An 18,844-nucleotide genomic window follows, 5' to 3' on the forward strand; every position below is an offset into this window, starting at 1 on the left:
TTTATAGTTCCTGACAAGCGGCGTTCTTCGTCGCGTCGGAAGGAACGAAACGACCTGAAGCACTGGTGTTTGAATCCGGATATCCAATAAGTGATGAATCGACTCGTTCAGATTCGACGGGCAAATAAAGCTTCTGACAAGTGGCGTCTAGCCGCGTAGGAAGAAGTGATTTGACCCGAGAATCTAGTCGATAAATCCGGGTAGGGTCTGCTGGACGCTTACCTTCCTTTGTCACAAAACAAAGGCCAATCAACTACAAAATGACGAGACTCTTAACAGGGTCTCGTTTTTTATTTACGCAACATTAATTTTCCCTATCTTTTAAGCGCCATGCATAGAGCCAAGTAAACAGCTATGATATGATATGGAGTAATAGAAATGGAGGCGGAGTAGGATGATTTATGTAGGCTTAACAGGCTGGGGAGACCATCCAGATGTCTATAGTGAAACGACTTCTGCACGCGATCGATTATTCGATTACAGTGGTCATTTTCCAGTGGTCGAGGTAGATACGTCTTTTTATGCGATTCCATCAGAGAAAAATGTCTTGAAGTGGATTGATGAAACACCCGATCAATTTAAATTTATCGTCAAAGGCTATCGTGGTATGACCGGTCATTTACGCGGTGAAAAGGATGCGTATTTTGATACGAAGGCAGACATGTTTGAGGCGTTTAGAAAAGCCATCGAGCCGTTTCAACGTGCTGGAAAACTTGCGGCGGTGTTGATGCAGTTTCCACCATGGTTTGATTGTCAGTTTAAAAACGTCCAATATTTGCGCTACGTGAAGCAGGAGCTTGGCGATTTTCCGGTCGCCATTGAGTTTCGAAATCGCACATGGTATACCGAACAATATGTAGATGGCACGATGAATTTATTACGTGAGTTGAAATTTATTCATACTGTATGTGACGAGCCACAGGCAGGAGAGGGCTCCGTGCCATTGCTGTCAATTGCGACGACGGATACGGCCTTTGTGCGTATTCATGGGCGCAATGTCCATGGTTGGCTTCAAAATGGTCGTAGTCAGGAAGATTGGCGTAAAGTACGCTGTCTCTATAATTATAACGATGAGGAATTACGCGAAATTGCGGTGCATATTCAGCGGTTAGCGAAAACAACGCGCCATGTCTATGTCGCTTTTAATAATAATTCAGGCAACGATGCGGCGCATAATGCGAAAGAGCTACTTGAGATTTTAAATATCCATTATGATCATCTTGCACCGAAGCAACTGGATTTATTTGAAGGGGATTAGGAAATGACAGCAGCACTATTGATTATTATCTTTGCGATTTTTTCAGGCATTGTCGGCGCACTTGTCGGACTTGGCGGGGGTATTATTTTAGTACCGGCACTACTCTATTTCGGTATTTCACAAGGCCTAATGAGCGATTTGACGCCACAGCGCATCGTTGGCTTATCTGTTGTGATGATGATTTTTACAGGTCTTTCATCGACGCTTGCCTATATGAAATCAAAAACAGTCGACTATAAAAGCGGCTTTATTTTCTTTATCGGTAGTATCCCAGGGGTTATGCTGGGGGCTGCGGTGAACCGCGTGATGGATGTACCATCATTTGAGCTGTATTTTGGTATTTTAATGATTATCCTGTCGATTATTTTAATCGTCCGAGATCGTTTAAAGCCTGTCAATTGGTTTGTGGAGCATGGCACAAAGCGCACCATCACTGATTCAGACGGGCATACATACACTTATGGCTATCCAATTTGGTTTGCGATTTTAGCGTCGTTCATCATTAGTTTTGCCTCTGGTTTATTTGGCATTGGTGGCGGTTCGATGATCGTGCCGATGATGTTAATTTTATTTTTATTCCCTGCACATGTGGCCGTCGCAACATCGATGTTTTTAGTGTTTTTAACATCCATCGTCAATTCAGGCGCACACTGGTATTTCGACCATATTCCATGGCATTACGTCATACCGGTCGTCATTGGAGCAATGATTGGCGGTAAGTTAGGCGCGGAGCTAAACAAGCGTCTCAACTCAAAAACAGTTGTTCTGTGCTTACGTGTCATGCTCCTATTAATGGGGATTCGCTCGATTGTGTCGAGCATATTATAGAGAGGTGAGTGGACCTTGGAAACAATTCATATTTATCATACGAATGATGTGCATAGCCATCTTGATTCATGGCCACGCACACGAAGTTATTTACAAGAGCGTCGGGCGTTCCATGAACAACATGACGAAGCCTGCTTAATAGTAGATATTGGCGATTTTATTGATCGATCGAATATTTTTACAGAAGCAACACTTGGAAAGTCAAGCATCACGCTACTTAACGAAGCGAATTATGATGCTGTTACTATCGGGAATAATGAGGGAATCACGCTCGCAAAAGAAGCGCTGAATCAACTATATACTGAAGCAAAATTCAATGTTATCGTCAATAATTTAAAAGAGCCCGACGGAAAAATACCAACATGGGCAGAGCCTTATCATGTGTATACGCTCGCATCTGGTACAAAGCTTGGTGTTGTTGCGGCAACAGCTCCTTTTCCAGATTACTATAATAATCTAGGCTGGAAAATTGAGGACCCTTTTACGCGTCTACATGAATCGATTGCACAGGCGCGCAAGGAAGCCGACATTATTATTTGTCTGTCGCATCTTGGCTTACATTCAGATGAGCGCCTTGCAGAGCAGGAGCGCGATGTGACGCTTATTTTTGGCTCTCACACGCATCACGTACTAGAGCATGGCAAATACATCAACCAAACGTTACTCACGGGAGGCGGCAAATATGGCCGTTACATCGGGCATTCGATTATTCATTATGATGGAATGGTTCAGCAAGTAGAAACGGAATTAATTGATACGACGACTCTTCCACCGGAGCGAGGAGAGCATCGCGAGGTAGCGGCACAACAACGCTACGGTGAGGAGCTTTTAGACGTAGAAGTATTTGAAACGACACGCTTTTATAATAAGGAATGGTACCACTACTCGAAGCTATCGCATTTCTTTGCGGAGGCACTACTTGATTTCTCGGGTGCAGATTGTGCATTCTTTAATGCGGGCATTTTTTTAACAGACATGAAAAAGGGGCCTGTGACGGCGCTTGATATTCACCGTATGCTACCACATCCAATCAATGCCTGTATTTTTGAATTAAACGAGGCACAGCTACGCGATATTTTAGTTATTATCGAGCGCGCGGAGGAATGGCCAAGGCGTGAGCTACGTGGCTTAGGATTCCGCGGAACTGTTGTTGGTAAAATGCTGACGTATCATTTTAAACAGCAAGATGGGCATATTCTTGTGAACGATAAAATACTAGCACCAGGTGAAACAGTGAAAGTTGCGACGCTCGATATGTTTACATTTGGCTGGTTTTTCCCAGCGTTAAAAGCATTGCCAAAAACATATTTACTACCACAATTTTTACGTGACATTCTTACAATTTATGGTCATAAATACTTTGTATAATGAATTTTTTAGAAAATTAGATATTTTTATCATGATGTATAGTATATAATATGTATATGACTACAAAGTAAATGAGGACAAAAGTATGAGGCTTATATCAACGAAAGTGCTACAAGAAGAGATGGTTATTGCCAAAACGATTTGGAATGAAGCAGGTATGCCGCTACTACAAGAAGGTGTCCATGTGACAAATCGAATTATTCAACGATTGCAGCAATTAAACGTTCAATATGTCTACATCGATGATGAAATTTCTAAGAATATTGAGGTGGTAGAAGCCATTCCACCGAAGATTCGTAATGCCGCAGTCAATAAAATTGAAAACTCTTTTAAAACGCTAAAACGTTTAAAAGGAACCGACATTACGTATTGTTTAGAAAAAAGTTCAAAAGATTTTACGGCTATTATTAATAGCTTAATGGACAGCATTTTTGACAATGAAGAATTATTAACAGTCTTAAGTGATGCCTTTATTTATGATGAATATATTTATCAGCATTCTTTGCAAGTTACCATCTATACGATTTCGATTGCACATGAAATGAAATACAATGCCGAGGAAGTGCGTCAAATCGGTATTGGTGCGATGTTGCATGATATCGGTAAGATGTTGATTCCACAAGAAATTTTACAAAAACCAGGCCGTTTAACGAATGAAGAGTATGACACGATGAAGATGCATACACAGTATGGCTTTGATACGCTACGCAATCTGCATACCATTTCATTATTATCAGCGCATTGTGCCTTTCAGCATCATGAGCGCTTAGATGGTAGTGGTTATCCACGTGGGTTAGTGGATTTTGAAATTCACCCATACGCCAAAATTATTGCTGTAGCTGACGTATTTGATGCAGTCACCTCTAATCGCGTTTATCGTAATAAAATGCTACCTTCTGAAGGTCTCGCCATTATTAATGAAGGGTCAGGCACGCTATACGACCAAATGGTTGTCGAAGCATTTAATCGTGTGATTGCGGCTTATCCAAATGGTACTGTTTTACTTTTAAGTAATGGCAGTCGTGGCATTGTATCAAAGCAAAATGCAAGCAATACAATGCGTCCGAAATTACGTATTTTTGAAGAACATGGCAAGCTTGTCAAAGCAACATATGAGCTAGATTTAGCTAGTAGTGAGCTCGATATCCTAAACGTAGAACCAGATTATTTAGAAGAAAAAGGAACCGTATATATGACGTAAAAAGAAAACGACAAGGCAGCGTAACAAATAGGCCGTGTCGTTTTCTTTTTATCTTTTTGACATGGACAAATTTCACTGTTTGAAATTTCCTAATTTACTGTATTATTAACAAAAAATGTGTTAGAGTGACAGGTGGGGACGTCATTTAATACACATTTATGAGGAGTTGAAGTTCTATGTCATCATGTAAACCGACATCGAAAGACGATAAACGACAACACGTCCGCAAACCGGATTGGTTAAAAATTAACATTAAGGCGAATAAGCAGTACAAGGAATTAAAGACCTTAATGCGTGAGAAAAACTTGCACACTGTATGTGAAGAAGCAAGATGCCCAAACATCCACGAATGTTGGGGAGAGCGCCGCACAGCAACCTTTATGATTTTAGGCTCTGTTTGTACGCGCGCCTGTCGTTTTTGCGCGGTTAAAACTGGTTTGCCAACTGAACTCGATTTAGCAGAACCAGAACGCGTAGCAGACTCCGTTGTATTAATGAATTTAAAGCACGTCGTTATAACAGTAGTAGCCCGTGATGACTTGAAGGACGGGGGCGCGAGTGTACTGGCTGAAACAGTGCGCGCTATTCGTCGTAAAAGTCCACAAACTTCAATTGAAGTGCTACCATCTGATATGGCCGGCGTGAAGGAAAACATTCAAATCCTAATGGATGCGAAACCAGATATTTTAAATCACAATATCGAAACAGTTCGCCGTCTGACTCCGAGAGTTCGAGCGAAAGCAAAATATGATCGTTCACTTGAATTTTTACGTCGTTCAAAAGAAATGCAACCTGACATTCCTACAAAGTCATCTCTTATGGTAGGATTAGGGGAGACGGAAGAAGAAATTCTCGAAGTAATGGATGATTTACGTGCTAACGATGTAGATATCATGACGATTGGTCAATATTTACAGCCGACGAAAAAGCACTTACCTGTCCAAAAATACTACGCACCAATCGAATTTGGTCGCTTACGTAAAATTGCGATGGAAAAAGGCTTTAAACACTGTGAAGCGGGTCCACTCGTTCGTAGTAGTTACCATGCAGATGAGCAGGTAAATGCGGCGACGAAAGAACGCCAAATGCAGGCTGAGGCGGGTATGTAAATCACCTAGGAGGGTGAAAAATGATTGTTGCGGATCAATATGAATATGAGGTCGTGCAAGATTATCGCAACGCCTTTAATGAGGAAGATTTTAAAGGTCGCTATGCCGACATTTTATCAAAATACGATTATATCGTAGGGGATTGGGGCTACGGTCAATTGCGCTTGAAGGGTTTCTATGAAGAGCGAAACCAAAAAGCTACATTCGATACGAAGATTAGCACATTAGAAGATTACCTATATGAATATTGCAATTTTGGTTGTGCTTATTTTATCGTTCGAAAAATCGGCAAAATTGTACCGCCAGCACCGGATAAAGAAGTTACAGAACAAGTGACGGAACCAGTGCAAGAGTTACAGGAAGCAACGCCTGAACAGGGTTGATTTCTATAGCTCAACAAAAAAACGGGCATCGCAAATCGCGACGTCCGTTTTTTTGTTTACACTAATTCATGTAAGTATTCACGTAGCTCCTGCGCCTCGTCAGCAGGACGGTTGTAAACGTGCTCTAAGTATCCAGGTTCATCTAAATCGTCAGAGCCGATAATCGCAAACTTACTCATTTGCATATCCATGACGATGATTTTACCGTAAAAACGAGTGCTTTGCATGATGGCTAAATCGTAGCGCTGACTTTCACCTGTAAAGCTAACAAAGCGTGTTTGTGTATCTTCAAGGTCATCATATAAGAAAAATCTATCCATGTTTAATTCTCCTTCCGGTGTTAAAGATATGGTACTATAGGGAAGGAAAGACTATCAACTTTTTTCAATTGGAGGAATTGCTGTGTATTTTATCGACAGTAAAAAAATCACAAAAAATTTAGCATATATGGATGACATCACTGCGGTATTTGAGTCGCGTGAAAACTGGTTAGAAGATGCGGTTTCAAAGCTTGCTTTAGAACGTATCGCCAACGTATATATTGAAGCAATTATTGACATCGGTAACACGATGATTGACGGCTTTATTATGCGTGACCCAGGTAGTTACGAAGATATTATTGATATTTTAGTAGATGAAAAAGCCGTACCAGCAGAATATGATGCTGATTTAAAATTACTCTTAACATTACGCCGCGTATTAGTACGCGATATTTTAGAAGTAGACGATGCTGAAGTATTACGTGTCCTTACAGCAGTTGTACCAACAATCAAAAAACTACGTGCTGCCATTGAAGCCTTTGTTGCGAAAGAAATGGGTACAGTTGTGACAGCATTTATTCCTGAGGAAGACTAGATGAAAGCTTATAAAGCCTATTGTTTTGACTTAGATGGTACTGTTTACCGCGGTGCAGCGGCGATTCCAGAAGCGGTGGCGTTTATTCACCATCTACAAGCACAAGGAATCGAACCATTCTATGTCACAAACAATGCGAAATATACGCAACTAGATATTCAGAAAAAGCTCGCAGCAATGGACCTTGCTGTACCAGAAGCGCGCATTATGACGTCATCGATTGCGACAGCGAAATATATCGCCAAGCACTATCGGGGCCAAAGCGTAAAAGTGCTCGGTCAACAAGGCTTACAACAGGCAATTGCCGCAGAGGGCATTCCCGTTGTGACGGAAAATCCGGACATCGTTGCACAGGGACTCACAATGAATATTTCATACGAAGCACTAGAAGATGTGTGTTATGACATTCAACATGGGGCGAAGCATATTGCGACAAATGGCGATATTAAACTGCCAAAAGAGCAAGGCTTTGCACCAGGAAATGGCTCATTTGTTCAACTTGTGCAAAACGTTACGGGTGTCGAACCGCTTTATATCGGCAAGCCAGCGCCACATATGCTTGAAATCATTCGCGATAGCTTTGGTTTTGAAAAAGAGGATATGCTGATGATTGGTGATAATTATGATACCGATATTTTAGTAGGCATTGCGTATGGCATCGATACGGTGCATGTTGACACAGGTGTGACACGTCAAGAGACGGTCAAAGCGAAGTCCGCACAGCCAACGTACTATGTAAAAACTTTAGCAGATTGGCTATAACCAATTAAAAAAACGGGTACATGTGTCATAGCATGTACCCGTTTTTTATTAAAAATTCAGACGCCGAAAACATCGGATTATTATTGATAGCGGTATAAATATTTTTCAGTAATTCTTCTGGTGTGGCGCCTTCTACAACATCACCTTCGACCACTGCATATAATGACTCTGAGCAACGGGTACAAAAGCTAAGGCAGCCATACTCTAGTACTTCTACATTTGGATCTTTTTCGAGTGCTTCATAGACGGATTGCGCACCCATTGCTAGATTACTTACACAAAATTCTACTAATGGATTCAAGTTTGTCACCTCTAATAGTGAATCCTACTATAGATTTATGCGCGGCGTCAACGAAACGAAATTAAATTGTGAAAGTTATCACAAAGATATTGTGAAAAGTATCACAATCATTTATACTCGTAAAGGATAGAAAAAGCTTGTAACTAAATTGTCACATAAAAAAGGAGAATCCCTGATGAAAAACTTAGTATTATTAGGCGGCGGTTACGGTAATATGCGCGTATTATTACGCCTACTTCCGAACAACCTTCCCCAAGACGTTCAGATTACATTAGTAGACCGCGCCCCATACCACAGTTTAAAAACAGAATTTTATGCACTTGCCGCAGGTACAACACCAGAAAGTCACATTCGTGTACAATTCCCCGACCACGAACGCTTAAAAGTTGTCTACGGTGAAGTGACAAAAATTGACCGCGCAAACAATGCTGTTGTTTTCGCAGATGGTCAAGAATTAAACTATGATGATCTTGTCATCGGTTTAGGTTGTGAAGATAACTACCACAACGTACCAGGTGCAGAAGAGTTCACCTACTCAATTCAAACAATGGCAAAATCACGTATCGCTTACGATAAAATTAGTGCATTACCAGCAGGAGCAACCGTTGCTGTAGTAGGTGCTGGTTTATCAGGTATTGAATTAGCTTCTGAATTACGCGAAAGCCGTTCAGATTTAAAAATTAAATTATTCGACCGAGGCGCACGTATTTTAAAAGACTTCCCAGAACGTCTTAGCCGCTACGTACAAAAATGGTTTGATAAAAATGATGTAGATGTCGTAGCAGAATCGGATATTACAAAAGTAGAGCAAGGTGCACTTTACAACCATGAAGACCGCATCGAAGCGGACCTAATCGTCTGGACAGCAGGGATTCGTCCAGTATCAGTAGCTCGCGAAGTTGATGGCGTTGAAATGGAACGTGGTCGCATTAAAATTACACCACATTATCATTTACCAGTAGATGAGCATGTATTCGTTGTTGGCGACTGTGCCCATTCTTCAGTAGGTGGACCAAGTGCTCAATTAGCCGAAGAACAAGGTGACCGTATTGCGATCGTTCTTCAAAAACGTTGGAAAGGTGAAACGCTACCAGCAGAACTTTCACCAATCAAACTAAAAGGCTTCATGGGTGCATTAGGTAAAAAACAAGGTTTCGTAAACTTAGGCGATGCAACGGTAACAGGTCGCGTAGCACGTATGATGAAATCTGGTTTACTATGGATGTACAAAAACCAAAACGGCTAATCCGTATTGTGTTGCAATAAAAAAAGGCTTTAACATACATGTAAAAGCAACCGCTCCTATGAGCATAAGAAAAACCGGAATCGCGCTATGGCGCGGTTCCGGTTTTTCGTTGTGAACGCTAAAAAATAAAAGTGACGTGTTCTGTCCCAGTGTCTTTCTTTAGTTTAATTCTGTTTGAATTGTTTCTTTTAGTGGCTCTACAGGTGCTGGGCAATCCCAAGTACCTTGTTTTACAAGGACATCTTTATCGCGGAACGCAAGGACAACAAACAGCATATTCATAACAAGTAATACAATGACGGCAATCATCGCTGGTGTGTAGCTACCAGTGAAATCAAGTACATAGCCGTATCCAGGCAGTGCAACGATAGATGCAACGGCTAAACCAACAGAAACACTTGAATAAATGCGGCTATAATCACGTGTACCAAATAATGCCGTCGTTAAGGCAGGTGCAAGTGTCGTAATCGAAGCGGAAATGAAGCCAAAGAATACGCCACCGACTAGGATAAGCGGTGTTGTCGTTGGGAATAGCATAAATAATAAAATCGCAATAATACCCATTACCATTGCACCAAGCGCCGTTGTTTTCGCGCCAATACGGTCAATTAAAATACCAAATGTTAAGGCACCTAGTAGGGAACCAACAGCGACCATACTCATCGCTGTACCAGCAAAAGCGACTTCATAGCCATTTTTCGCTAAATACGTTGGAATGTGAACGGCAAAGCTCGCAACCGCTGTAATGATAAAGAAGAATGATGCAAGTAGTAGGAATGCCTTCGTCTTCTTCGCATAGTCAAATGCCATGCCGACAATCGAATCATCCGCTGCTTGGCCATCTTGCTGTTCAGCACCAAGTGGTTGTAAATTTTTGTCCTGTGGACGAGAGCGTAATAAGAATAGCGCAACAGGAACTGTTAAAACGATAATCCCTAAGCCGACTGAAATATACGTCGAGCGCCAGCCAATCCATTCAATCATATTGCCAACAACCAGTTGAATAAAGACATTTAATAGTCCTGCAACAGCACCCATGATACCAAGAGCTAGACCACCACGCGTTTTAAACCAACGTGCAATTAAAATCGGCCCTGCTAATAATGTAATAGGGACGGTACCAAATGCCATTGGCACCGCAATAATATACCAGCCCCATACAGAGTTCATTAAGCCAAATGCCGCAAACGAACCACCTTGTAAAATGATGGCGATTGTTAGTAGTAAGCGCACATCGTATTTTTCAAATAGCTTCCCAGCAAACGGTAAAACAACAAGCGTCATAATCGCCCCAATACTTAAATAAAGCGTTAAATTTCCCATACCAATTCCTAGCTCTGTTGAAACAGGTGTTAAAAATAAGCTAGAGCCATTTGTGATGGCGCCTTTTGCTAGCCCAAGAATAAGGCTAATGCCGATTAAAATAATCCAAGCATAGTGAAATGATTTTTTCTGACTAGACATAATGAGTGCCCCCTATAAACAATAGTGTCGACAAAATAAAAGGAGAGAGGACGTGCTTTATTCAACCCTTTACTTCTTCGTTTAATGAATTTTAACATTAAAATATTTAAAACGAAATAGTTTTGTTGCTAATTTTCTTATTTTATATCATTTTTTTCTGCTTGATGTTTACTTTTTCTTTTAAAATAAAAAACTACCACAGTCAATACTGTGGTAGTTCTAAATCTCCTAAGCATGGAACCCTAATTTTTCAAGCTCTTTGTAAATTGGTTTTAATTGAATATAGCCTTCTCCAACTACTTCATCGTTAATTAAAATAAGTGGATAGAAAAACTCATCTTCTTGAACGCGTGTAGCCCAGTCTTTATGGCGTTCATTCTCAATTGGTTGTTCGATATCAATGTAATTGATATCGTAGGCTTGTCCGGGATATTTACGATCAATTGCTGCTTGTAACCATTCATAGGTATCTTTTGAAGAAGGTGCATTCACACAACTAGCGCATTGTACGTCTGCTCCAAAAATCTCAATTTTAATTGGTTCATTCGTCATTTCTTTACCCCCCGTGTTTCTTTAATGGATTTTTTAGCTTATAGACATTATAATGATTTTAGAGAGAGGAGTCGATACGAATGTTAGATCAAGTACAAGAAGTTCTAGATAAATTACGTCCCTTCCTATTACGCGACGGCGGCGACTGTGAATTAGTAGATGTAGAAGATGGTGTTGTAAAATTACGCTTACTAGGTGCATGCGGTAGCTGCCCAAGTTCTACAATTACACTAAAAGCAGGTATTGAACGCGCACTTTTAGAAGAAGTACCAGGCGTAGTTGAAGTAGAGCAAGTATTCTAATACACAATGAATGACGATATATGAAGGAGGAAGTATTCGTAATTTACGAATACTTCCTCTTTTTTATTGCACTTGACGCATATCGTTCCAGGCGTCTTTTGCCATATCAATAATTTTTATTTCATTAGATGTACGTTGTTGTTCGATGACAATCGAGAAATAGCGAATCGCTTTTTCTCGTTCATCAAGGCGACGTGATAATTCAGCCGCTAAATATGCGACGCGTACTTCAGACATGCCGCTATTGACATAATCACCTGTAGAAAACGCTTCTATATATTGGTCGCGCGCAATGCGGATAAAGCGTAGCTCCGCATCATGCTGTTTGAGTGAGCGATAAATCCATGCACAGCGAAGGGCAAGTCCTGCGAGTGTGATATGTTTTTCCTTTTTAATTTGCCCTGAAACGAGCGCGAGCTGATAGGCTTGTAGTGCTTGCTGCGGAGAACGTTCACCAGAAAAATCATGATGGACCCACTTATTGCTAATTTGCTGTTGTAATACTTCAGAAGTGCCGGGCATAAAATAGGTGCTAAAATCATCTGTAAATGCAAAGCCGCAATGCTCGCATACATAAGCATTATAAAAATAACCATGTACATCATTTTCATAAACCGGGCGAAAATCGGCATCTGTTGACGCAATTTTCAGCATTTTCATGCGAATCTTTGTCGTATTAAATTTCTTTTTACAATGAATGCAATCAACCTGCTTTGTATAATAGGGGGATAGGTCCATTTTTAGGCCTCATTTCTTATGTTTATTTATAGGTCTATTATATCATTAAAGTGAAAAAAAGAAATGAGTTCAACTATTTTACGACTGCTAGGAAAATTGATATGATAATACTATAGAGAAAGCAGGTGTAAATATGACAAAACACGTAGTAGACATTACAGAAGCAGCTGTTTTCCATATTAACGAAATGATGGAAAACAACGAAGAAGAAAACGCATTTTTACGCGTTTCCGTAAAAGGCGGCGGTTGCAGCGGTTTAACGTATGCAATGGGCTTTGATAAAGAAGTATCACCAGAGGATGAGGCTTACGAAGAGTTTGGCTTAAATATCGTTGTCGCAAAACAAGATATTCCAATTTTAAACGGTACAGTAATCGACTTTAAACAATCGCTAATGGGCGGCGGTTTTACAATCGACAATCCAAATGCAATCGCAGCATGTGGCTGTGGTTCTTCATTCCGTACAGCAAAAAATGCTGGTACACCAGGAAACTGCTAAGAACGAATCCAAGGCTTTGTGCAGCACTGTGCAAAGCCTTTTTTATTCCCTTTTTTTGGGCATTTGGCAATTGTTCATGGTATGGTAATAGTAAATACTTTTTAAAGGTGGGTTCATGTGATGGGAAAAACGAAGATTGTCGTTGTTGGCGCAGGCTATGGTGGTCTAGCAACGGCTGTGACATTGCAGCGTAAAGTGAATGCAGACAATGTGTCGATTACATTAATTAATAAAAATGATTATCACTATGAAACGACGTGGTTACATGAAGCAGCAGCTGGCGTGATTTCAGCGAATGATGTGTGCTATGAAATCGAGCCACTTTTAAAAGATTCAGCGACTTTTGTACAAGCAACGGTGGAAGCATTAGATGTAGATAGCAAACAAGTCCTCACAACGAATGGTGTATTTGATTATGATTATTTAGTTGTTGGTTTAGGGTTTGAAGTGCAAGATTACGGTATTCCAGGGATTAAAGAGCATGCCCAGTCGATTTCAAATGCCTTATCTGCATCAAAAATTTGGACGCATATTAATGCACAATTTGCAATGTATGAAAAAGAGCAAAGTCCTGAGTATGCGACCATTATTGTAGGTGGGGCGGGCTTTACAGGTATTGAATTTATCGGCTCACTCGTCGATCAATTACCAAAGCTTGCACAGGCCTATCATATCCCACAGGAGGTACTTCGTGTCATTTGTACTGAAGCGGATACGAGCATTTTACCTGGCTTCTCAGAATCACTTTCTCTGTATGCGAAACAGCAGCTAGAAGCACGCGGCGTTGAATTTTTAACACAAACGGCTGTAATTGGCGTAACCGATAAGGCAGTAACCGTGCGTGGACCACAGGGTGAAGAAGCGATTGCGGCATCGACGCTTGTGTGGACGGCAGGTGTGAAAGGCTCCGCTGTAATTGAGCAGTCCTCTATTCCGTCAACAGGTGGCCGCGTGCAAGTATTACCAACATTAAACGTAGCAGATTACCCAGAAGTATTTGTTGTCGGGGATTCGGCCATTGTTACAGACCGCTATCATCAAAAGCCGTACCCACCGACAGCGCAAATCGCCATGCAACAAGGCGAAGCGATTGCAAATAATTTACAGCATCTGCTTGAGGGTGAGCCATTGACGCCGTTTATGCCAAATTTAAAAGGTTCTGTCTGCTCACTAGGCAGCGGCGATGGCGTAGCGCTTGTGAAGGAGCGCGAATATACAGGACGTAAAGCGGCTGTTTTAAAGAAAATGATTGATAATCATGCACTTTTCTTAGTAGGGGGACCAGGTCTCATTGCGAAGAAGGGGAAATTTAATATCTTTAAGTAGCTAAAATTTTCTTTTTTGCGTATTTCTTCGTACAATAAAGTAGTGAATTGTCAGGAGGAGATCGCCAATGGATAATAATGAACGCAGTCGTGTTTGGCTTGGAGTCGCAGGGTTAGTGGAAAATGAACTTGGCGAATGGCTCGTTGTCATGAAGCGCTACGGGGGCTTAGATGGCAAATGGTCGCTTCCGGCAGGCTTTGTAAAACCGGGCGAAACGGTTGATGAAGCGTGTCAGCGCGAATTAAAAGAAGAAACGAATGTGCATGCATCGATGCAAGGGTTTTTAGGATTTCGTACAGGGGTTTTGCAGTATGATATTAGCGATAATTTGGCTGTATTTTATTTAACGGCACATACCGCAGAGCAAAATTTAAAGGCGCAGCTAGATGAGCTATACGAAGTGCGCTGGATGTCACCTGAGGAATTAGGACAAGATGATCGCACATCGTTAATGATTCTAGAGCTACTTGATTTAAAACTACAAGCAAAACCCATTAAACTCGACGAGCTTGAGGATGATAATGTGTTTGGTTATACAGCGTATAAATTATTTTTCTAATAACAAAAAAGCGAGATGGACGGCTAGTGGCTGTTGTCTCGTTTTTTGCATTCATGCGACTATCGGCATGGTATACTAGAAGCGTTAAAATGAGGTGATGGAATGAATTATCGACTTGAGCAACAACAACAGATGGGGGACGTTACGATTATCGGCGTTTCACGTCATCAGCATACCGTTTCAGGATGGGCTGACTTTTCAGCCTCACTGTCAGTGCCAATGGATGAGTGGATGAAGACAGGAGATATTCAACTGAAAAAGGGCGCCTTAACTGTTCTTCCAACAGCGACAGGGCGTATTTTATGTGTGGGACTTGATCACCGCAAGCAGCTAAGTGAAGCGGATATCGATACGATATTTGAGGCGGTCGGCGCGCTCATGATCGAACGTAAATGGTCGCGTGCAAATGTGATGCTTGAAACGTTTTTTATGCCACAATTTTCAAAACAAATGGTAGCAAGTCATATACTATCCGCCATTCGTTATGGCAGTTATACACCCTATGGCTATCAAACTTCGTCAAATGAAGCCGATGTATCGATAGATGAGCTAATTTTTATTACAGACGAACGACTTGAGCTAGCAGACGCACATCGCGAAAGTGAGCAATTAGCTGTATGGCGTGCTTATGAAGACGAACCAGTCAATGTGCTAACAGCAGCGCATATAGAGGAGCGTATTATTGCGTATTGTCATGATGCTGAGTTAGCGTGTCAGGTGTTAACGCTTCAGGATTTAGAAGCGCTTGGTTTTGGCGCGGCGCTCATGGCCTACGAAGAAGATGTGCGCGTTTTACTCGTCAATACGACACTTGAGGCACAGCATGCGGTTGTCGGGGCTTTTGCAGTCGGCGATACGATGCCGCTTTTTAGTAGTGTAGAAGCGATCGTCACTGCACAAGTAATGGGTGTTTTTGCGATTGGCACTTTAAAGAAAACGTTGCCGAATAAGCATGTCATTACAACAATGATTGGGAAAACGATTGAGCTAGCGGAAGGTGCATTAGCGAGTGATTTGGCACTTGTCGATGTGTTAGCCTTTGCGGCAACGCAGCATGTGCAGTCGGTAACAACGGTCTCAACTTTAAGTGAAGAGGGCCAGCTTGTCTTTGGGGATACGGGTTCCATTGCGTATACGAATGGACGCATGAAAGCACCGGAAGCAGATTTAGTTGTCCAAGCAGCCATGCCAAAGCCAAGTGCATTAGCAGATGCTCTACTAAAACGCTATACAAAAGGTCGTGTTATGCAACGTGCAGCACTGTATCGGTTATTCGCGCCAGCGCTATGGGTTCATTTAGAATTGCCTCATCATGCAAGAAAGCAGCAGGTCCAGCTAGGACAGTTGCTACGAAATTTAATTAAAGAGGACTAGATATGATTAAAAACCCTTATTTATATAGTTATTTACCATTGATTACGATCATTTTATTTAGCTTAACTTTTGGGCTATTTAGTGTGAATGAAGCCATTATATTATTCCGGAAAATCGGTGTGTACGGGGGCATGCATGAGTTTTTATCAGATGTGCAAATGCGCATGCTCTTATTAATTGTCTTTTCGACGCTTTATTTTATGGTTTTTTCCGCACTTAAATTAATTGGCGAAACAATTCATAATGTCGGCATGCTTTTTTTCACAAAAGACTCGATTGATAGTGCCATCACAAAAGTTCGCGGAGGGAGTGTCATTTTCTTCTTCGGCTCATTGGCATCGGTCGTTGGCTTGACGAGTGTATATATTTTAGTCGCTATTTTTATTGCGAGTGCCTTTATTTATTTTATATACGTTACATACAAAATGAGTGATGTCATTTCGTTTGGTGCAGTGCTAGGTGTGATGTTATTTGAGATTGTCATGTGGGCAGTCATTTTAACATTATTAGCGTATGCGATTTTCAAACTATACAACGGCATCGTATCGAGCTTACCATTTAATTAAAAAAGAGACTGGGACAAAACACGTCATTTTCCTTTTTAATATTCGCAACGAAAAACCGGAACCGCACCACCGCGCGATTCCGGTTTTTTTATGCACATAGAAGATGTTGTTTTTACACGTATGTCAAAGCCTCTTTTTTATGGTCTCATAATAGAAGAGAAAATATGCTGTTGAATCTTGGCGTTTTCAAGTGCCTGCATACTGCGCGGTGTGTCATAGCCAATCCAGACGGCTGATGTATAGCGGTCTGTTAAGCCGGCTGTCCAAAGGTCGAAAAAGTTATTCGTCGTACCTGTTTTCGCACCGATATAGCTTGCACCGGGCACGGAAATTGCTGTACCTGTACCAGAGGCGACGGTTGCCTGCATTAATGCACGTATTGTTTCGGCAGTAGATGCAGCCCATACTTCTTTTTTCTTGTCAGGCCATGTGTAAAGCGTCTGACCATCACGTGATTTCACACTGCGAATGGCATGAGAACGATAATATTCACCATTATCAAAGCTTGTATACGCATCGGCTAATTCGGCCGTTGTGACACCATACTCGAAACCACCAAGAGCAGATGTATAGCGGCGGTCCGATTCTGTCACAGAGCGGAAATCAAATTGATTAAGTGCACGGAATGCCGTAGCAAGACCGACATTATCAAAGAGACGAATAGCTACGGTATTATAGCTATATTTAAAACCTGTCTCTAGTGACATATCCCTCACTGTGACACCGTCTTTATTTTCCGGGCAGTAATTTTTATGACAGAAAGGTGCTCCACTAACTGTTGAATCAGGCGTTGCACGGAATTTTTCGATATACGGTGCATAGTCTAAAATAGGTTTAATCGCAGAACCAGGCTGACGAACAGCTTGGTAGGCACGGTTAAATTCATAGCGCTTAAAGTTTTTACCACCATAGACGCTCACAACCTCACGTGTAGCATTATCAATGACGACACTCGCTGCCTGCAAGTCTTTATGGCCATTTATTAGGCTATTAATCGATGCGGTATCGCGTACTTGCTTCGTTTGATCAAGCGCTGTCTCAATAATTAAGCCCTTATTTCGAAGCTTCGTAACATGTTTTTTCAATTCTTTATTAATACGCGCTCGCTGTTGAGATGTTTTAGCGGCATCTAATCGTTTTTGATAGCCATCTCGCTCCGCAACAAGCCATGTTAACTCATTCATCACATAAGAGCTATAAGCAGGGTGATTTTGTTTTTTCTTTTTAATTGATAAATGGATATCTTCTTTTTTCCAAATCGCCACCTGTTGCTTCGAGGCGATATTTTTTTCGACCATTTTATTCAATAAGCGTTTTTGTCGCTTTTTTGTGTTATCAAAATTTGTTAGCGGATTATAGAGGCTTGGATTATTAGGAATAGCTGCTAGAAAGGCCATTTGTGCGCGTGATAATTTATTAAGCGGCTTATCAAAATAATACGAAGCCGCTGCTGATACACCGTAAACGCCATTAGAGAAATACATTTCATTTAAATAGCTATTTAAAATTTCCTCTTTTGATGATTTACGCTCTAGCTCATAAGCATAAAAAATCTCAAGCATTTTTCGCTCGTATGTTTTTTCTTGTGTTAAGTAGCGCATACGCACAAGCTGCTGCGTAATGGTACTACCACCTTGTGAGGCGGCACCACTGGAGTTATTCACCATAAAGGCACGAGCGATTGCTGCCATATCAAAGCCGATATGGTCGTAGAAGCTAGCGTCCTCACTATAAATAAAAAGGTTTTGCATAAATTCAGGAATATCCGCTAATTTTACAGGCTCGCGCCAATCCGTATATTCTTCAGAAAAAATCGTACCATTTCGGTCTTTTAAAATGGTTGGAACTACATTTGTAGTAGGGTCTGTAATCTGTACAGCATTATCAAACTGCTCACTAAATGCACGACTGGATTTTAGCTCAAGACCAATTTTTTGGAATAGCACGACAAGCAGGGCGATACTCGCAATAATGACGAATGAACCAAATACTTTTTTCACGAGAAACCTCCCTAGACTAGATTAAAATACTCATTAAAAGAATAGCACAAATTTCCTGGTTGTCATGCAAATTTATCGAAAATCCAATGAATTCGTAGCTTACAACTGAAATTGTCCGCTATGTATGTTAGACTATGAGCGTAAAATATTTCT

At 41.2% G+C, this 18,844-nt stretch carries 21 protein-coding genes; 15 read left to right on the forward strand and 6 right to left on the reverse strand.

Annotation, left to right across the window (positions count from 1 at the left end):
* Positions 1 to 394: 394 nt before the first annotated feature.
* From KTHG_RS17485 to KTHG_RS17510, 6 genes are all read left to right on the forward strand, one after another.
* Positions 395 to 1,258 (forward strand): DUF72 domain-containing protein, encoded by an 864-nt coding sequence (locus KTHG_RS17485; protein WP_126989841.1) that lies wholly within the window; start codon positions 395 to 397, stop codon positions 1,256 to 1,258.
* Positions 1,259 to 1,261: 3 nt separating this feature from the next.
* Positions 1,262 to 2,086 (forward strand): sulfite exporter TauE/SafE family protein, encoded by an 825-nt coding sequence (locus KTHG_RS17490; RefSeq protein ID WP_126989840.1) that lies wholly within the window; start codon positions 1,262 to 1,264, stop codon positions 2,084 to 2,086.
* A 15-nt stretch (positions 2,087 to 2,101) separates the two neighbouring features.
* Positions 2,102 to 3,454, forward strand: coding sequence for a bifunctional metallophosphatase/5'-nucleotidase (locus KTHG_RS17495; RefSeq protein ID WP_139995586.1), 1,353 nt, complete (start codon positions 2,102 to 2,104; stop codon positions 3,452 to 3,454).
* An 85-nt stretch (positions 3,455 to 3,539) separates the two neighbouring features.
* The gene (locus tag KTHG_RS17500; protein WP_139995588.1) at positions 3,540 to 4,655 is read left to right on the forward strand and encodes an HD-GYP domain-containing protein; all 1,116 of its coding nucleotides are present in this window, start codon (positions 3,540 to 3,542) and stop codon (positions 4,653 to 4,655) included.
* A gap of 176 nt (positions 4,656 to 4,831) precedes the next feature.
* Positions 4,832 to 5,764 carry a lipoyl synthase gene (gene lipA, locus KTHG_RS17505; RefSeq protein ID WP_126989837.1) on the forward strand — a complete coding sequence of 311 codons (933 nt, stop codon included), beginning with the start codon at positions 4,832 to 4,834 and terminating at the stop codon, positions 5,762 to 5,764.
* A gap of 20 nt (positions 5,765 to 5,784) precedes the next feature.
* The gene (locus KTHG_RS17510) at positions 5,785 to 6,147 is read left to right on the forward strand and encodes a YutD family protein (protein ID WP_126989836.1); all 363 of its coding nucleotides are present in this window, start codon (positions 5,785 to 5,787) and stop codon (positions 6,145 to 6,147) included.
* Between the two features lie 56 nt (positions 6,148 to 6,203).
* Here the strand turns inward: KTHG_RS17510 and KTHG_RS17515 are convergent, their stop codons facing one another.
* Positions 6,204 to 6,467 (reverse strand): DUF3055 domain-containing protein, encoded by a 264-nt coding sequence (locus KTHG_RS17515; RefSeq protein WP_126989835.1) that lies wholly within the window; start codon positions 6,465 to 6,467, stop codon positions 6,204 to 6,206.
* Between the two features lie 82 nt (positions 6,468 to 6,549).
* Between KTHG_RS17515 and KTHG_RS17520 the strand changes: the two genes are divergently transcribed.
* Positions 6,550 to 7,002 (forward strand): DUF86 domain-containing protein, encoded by a 453-nt coding sequence (locus tag KTHG_RS17520; RefSeq protein WP_126989834.1) that lies wholly within the window; start codon positions 6,550 to 6,552, stop codon positions 7,000 to 7,002.
* Positions 7,003 to 7,764 carry a TIGR01457 family HAD-type hydrolase gene (locus KTHG_RS17525; protein WP_139995590.1) on the forward strand — a complete coding sequence of 254 codons (762 nt, stop codon included), beginning with the start codon at positions 7,003 to 7,005 and terminating at the stop codon, positions 7,762 to 7,764.
* 25 nt (positions 7,765 to 7,789) lie between these two features.
* Here the strand turns inward: KTHG_RS17525 and KTHG_RS17530 are convergent, their stop codons facing one another.
* Complete coding sequence (locus KTHG_RS17530) at positions 7,790 to 8,065, reverse strand: YuzB family protein (RefSeq protein WP_139995592.1); 276 nt, start codon at positions 8,063 to 8,065, stop codon at positions 7,790 to 7,792.
* 175 nt (positions 8,066 to 8,240) lie between these two features.
* On the opposite strand from KTHG_RS17530, the gene KTHG_RS17535 reads away from it, so the two are divergent.
* Entirely contained in the window at positions 8,241 to 9,311 is a 1,071-nt protein-coding gene (locus tag KTHG_RS17535; RefSeq protein WP_139995594.1) for an NAD(P)/FAD-dependent oxidoreductase, read from the forward strand.
* Positions 9,312 to 9,470: 159 nt separating this feature from the next.
* On the opposite strand, the gene KTHG_RS17540 is transcribed toward KTHG_RS17535, so the two are convergent.
* Positions 9,471 to 10,775, reverse strand: a complete 1,305-nt coding sequence (locus KTHG_RS17540; protein ID WP_139995596.1) for an MFS transporter — start codon at positions 10,773 to 10,775, stop codon at positions 9,471 to 9,473.
* A 228-nt stretch (positions 10,776 to 11,003) separates the two neighbouring features.
* Positions 11,004 to 11,327 (reverse strand): YuzD family protein, encoded by a 324-nt coding sequence (locus tag KTHG_RS17545; protein WP_126989829.1) that lies wholly within the window; start codon positions 11,325 to 11,327, stop codon positions 11,004 to 11,006.
* A gap of 80 nt (positions 11,328 to 11,407) precedes the next feature.
* Here KTHG_RS17545 and KTHG_RS17550 point away from each other — a divergent pair, with 80 nt between their 5' ends.
* The gene (locus KTHG_RS17550; RefSeq protein WP_126989828.1) at positions 11,408 to 11,629 is read left to right on the forward strand and encodes a NifU family protein; all 222 of its coding nucleotides are present in this window, start codon (positions 11,408 to 11,410) and stop codon (positions 11,627 to 11,629) included.
* Positions 11,630 to 11,692: 63 nt separating this feature from the next.
* On the opposite strand, the gene KTHG_RS17555 is transcribed toward KTHG_RS17550, so the two are convergent.
* Positions 11,693 to 12,367 carry a DUF2225 domain-containing protein gene (locus KTHG_RS17555; protein ID WP_126989827.1) on the reverse strand — a complete coding sequence of 225 codons (675 nt, stop codon included), beginning with the start codon at positions 12,365 to 12,367 and terminating at the stop codon, positions 11,693 to 11,695.
* Between the two features lie 133 nt (positions 12,368 to 12,500).
* On the opposite strand from KTHG_RS17555, the gene KTHG_RS17560 reads away from it, so the two are divergent.
* The 5 genes from KTHG_RS17560 (at position 12,501) to KTHG_RS17580 (ending at position 16,691) form a co-directional block, all read left to right on the forward strand.
* Entirely contained in the window at positions 12,501 to 12,866 is a 366-nt protein-coding gene (locus KTHG_RS17560) for a HesB/IscA family protein (protein ID WP_139995598.1), read from the forward strand.
* A gap of 120 nt (positions 12,867 to 12,986) precedes the next feature.
* The gene (locus tag KTHG_RS17565; protein WP_139995600.1) at positions 12,987 to 14,192 is read left to right on the forward strand and encodes an NAD(P)/FAD-dependent oxidoreductase; all 1,206 of its coding nucleotides are present in this window, start codon (positions 12,987 to 12,989) and stop codon (positions 14,190 to 14,192) included.
* A 67-nt stretch (positions 14,193 to 14,259) separates the two neighbouring features.
* Entirely contained in the window at positions 14,260 to 14,751 is a 492-nt protein-coding gene (locus KTHG_RS17570; protein ID WP_126989824.1) for an NUDIX domain-containing protein, read from the forward strand.
* Between the two features lie 102 nt (positions 14,752 to 14,853).
* Positions 14,854 to 16,125 carry a hypothetical protein gene (locus KTHG_RS17575; protein ID WP_139995602.1) on the forward strand — a complete coding sequence of 424 codons (1,272 nt, stop codon included), beginning with the start codon at positions 14,854 to 14,856 and terminating at the stop codon, positions 16,123 to 16,125.
* 2 nt (positions 16,126 to 16,127) lie between these two features.
* Complete coding sequence (locus KTHG_RS17580; RefSeq protein ID WP_233600520.1) at positions 16,128 to 16,691, forward strand: DUF5366 family protein; 564 nt, start codon at positions 16,128 to 16,130, stop codon at positions 16,689 to 16,691.
* Positions 16,692 to 16,828: 137 nt separating this feature from the next.
* Here KTHG_RS17580 and KTHG_RS17585 read toward each other — a convergent pair whose 3' ends face one another.
* Positions 16,829 to 18,691, reverse strand: coding sequence for a transglycosylase domain-containing protein (locus tag KTHG_RS17585; protein WP_139995604.1), 1,863 nt, complete (start codon positions 18,689 to 18,691; stop codon positions 16,829 to 16,831).
* Positions 18,692 to 18,844 lie beyond the last annotated feature (153 nt).

This window comes from Kurthia sp. Dielmo (genome assembly GCF_000307285.2).
GTDB lineage: Bacteria > Bacillota > Bacilli > Bacillales_A > Planococcaceae > Kurthia > Kurthia populi.

Coding starts and splice junctions, on each gene's coding strand:
- KTHG_RS17485 (WP_126989841.1), top strand. CDS start 395: ATGATTTATGTAGGCTTAACAGGCTGGGGAGACCATCCAGATGTCTAT.
- KTHG_RS17490 (WP_126989840.1), top strand. CDS start 1,262: ATGACAGCAGCACTATTGATTATTATCTTTGCGATTTTTTCAGGCATT.
- KTHG_RS17500 (WP_139995588.1), top strand. CDS start 3,540: ATGAGGCTTATATCAACGAAAGTGCTACAAGAAGAGATGGTTATTGCC.
- lipA (WP_126989837.1), top strand. CDS start 4,832: ATGTCATCATGTAAACCGACATCGAAAGACGATAAACGACAACACGTC.
- KTHG_RS17510 (WP_126989836.1), top strand. CDS start 5,785: ATGATTGTTGCGGATCAATATGAATATGAGGTCGTGCAAGATTATCGC.
- KTHG_RS17515 (WP_126989835.1), bottom strand. CDS start 6,467: ATGGATAGATTTTTCTTATATGATGACCTTGAAGATACACAAACACGC.
- KTHG_RS17525 (WP_139995590.1), top strand. CDS start 7,003: ATGAAAGCTTATAAAGCCTATTGTTTTGACTTAGATGGTACTGTTTAC.
- KTHG_RS17535 (WP_139995594.1), top strand. CDS start 8,241: ATGAAAAACTTAGTATTATTAGGCGGCGGTTACGGTAATATGCGCGTA.
- KTHG_RS17540 (WP_139995596.1), bottom strand. CDS start 10,775: ATGTCTAGTCAGAAAAAATCATTTCACTATGCTTGGATTATTTTAATC.
- KTHG_RS17545 (WP_126989829.1), bottom strand. CDS start 11,327: ATGACGAATGAACCAATTAAAATTGAGATTTTTGGAGCAGACGTACAA.
- KTHG_RS17550 (WP_126989828.1), top strand. CDS start 11,408: ATGTTAGATCAAGTACAAGAAGTTCTAGATAAATTACGTCCCTTCCTA.
- KTHG_RS17555 (WP_126989827.1), bottom strand. CDS start 12,367: ATGGACCTATCCCCCTATTATACAAAGCAGGTTGATTGCATTCATTGT.
- KTHG_RS17560 (WP_139995598.1), top strand. CDS start 12,501: ATGACAAAACACGTAGTAGACATTACAGAAGCAGCTGTTTTCCATATT.
- KTHG_RS17565 (WP_139995600.1), top strand. CDS start 12,987: ATGGGAAAAACGAAGATTGTCGTTGTTGGCGCAGGCTATGGTGGTCTA.
- KTHG_RS17570 (WP_126989824.1), top strand. CDS start 14,260: ATGGATAATAATGAACGCAGTCGTGTTTGGCTTGGAGTCGCAGGGTTA.
- KTHG_RS17575 (WP_139995602.1), top strand. CDS start 14,854: ATGAATTATCGACTTGAGCAACAACAACAGATGGGGGACGTTACGATT.
- KTHG_RS17580 (WP_233600520.1), top strand. CDS start 16,128: ATGATTAAAAACCCTTATTTATATAGTTATTTACCATTGATTACGATC.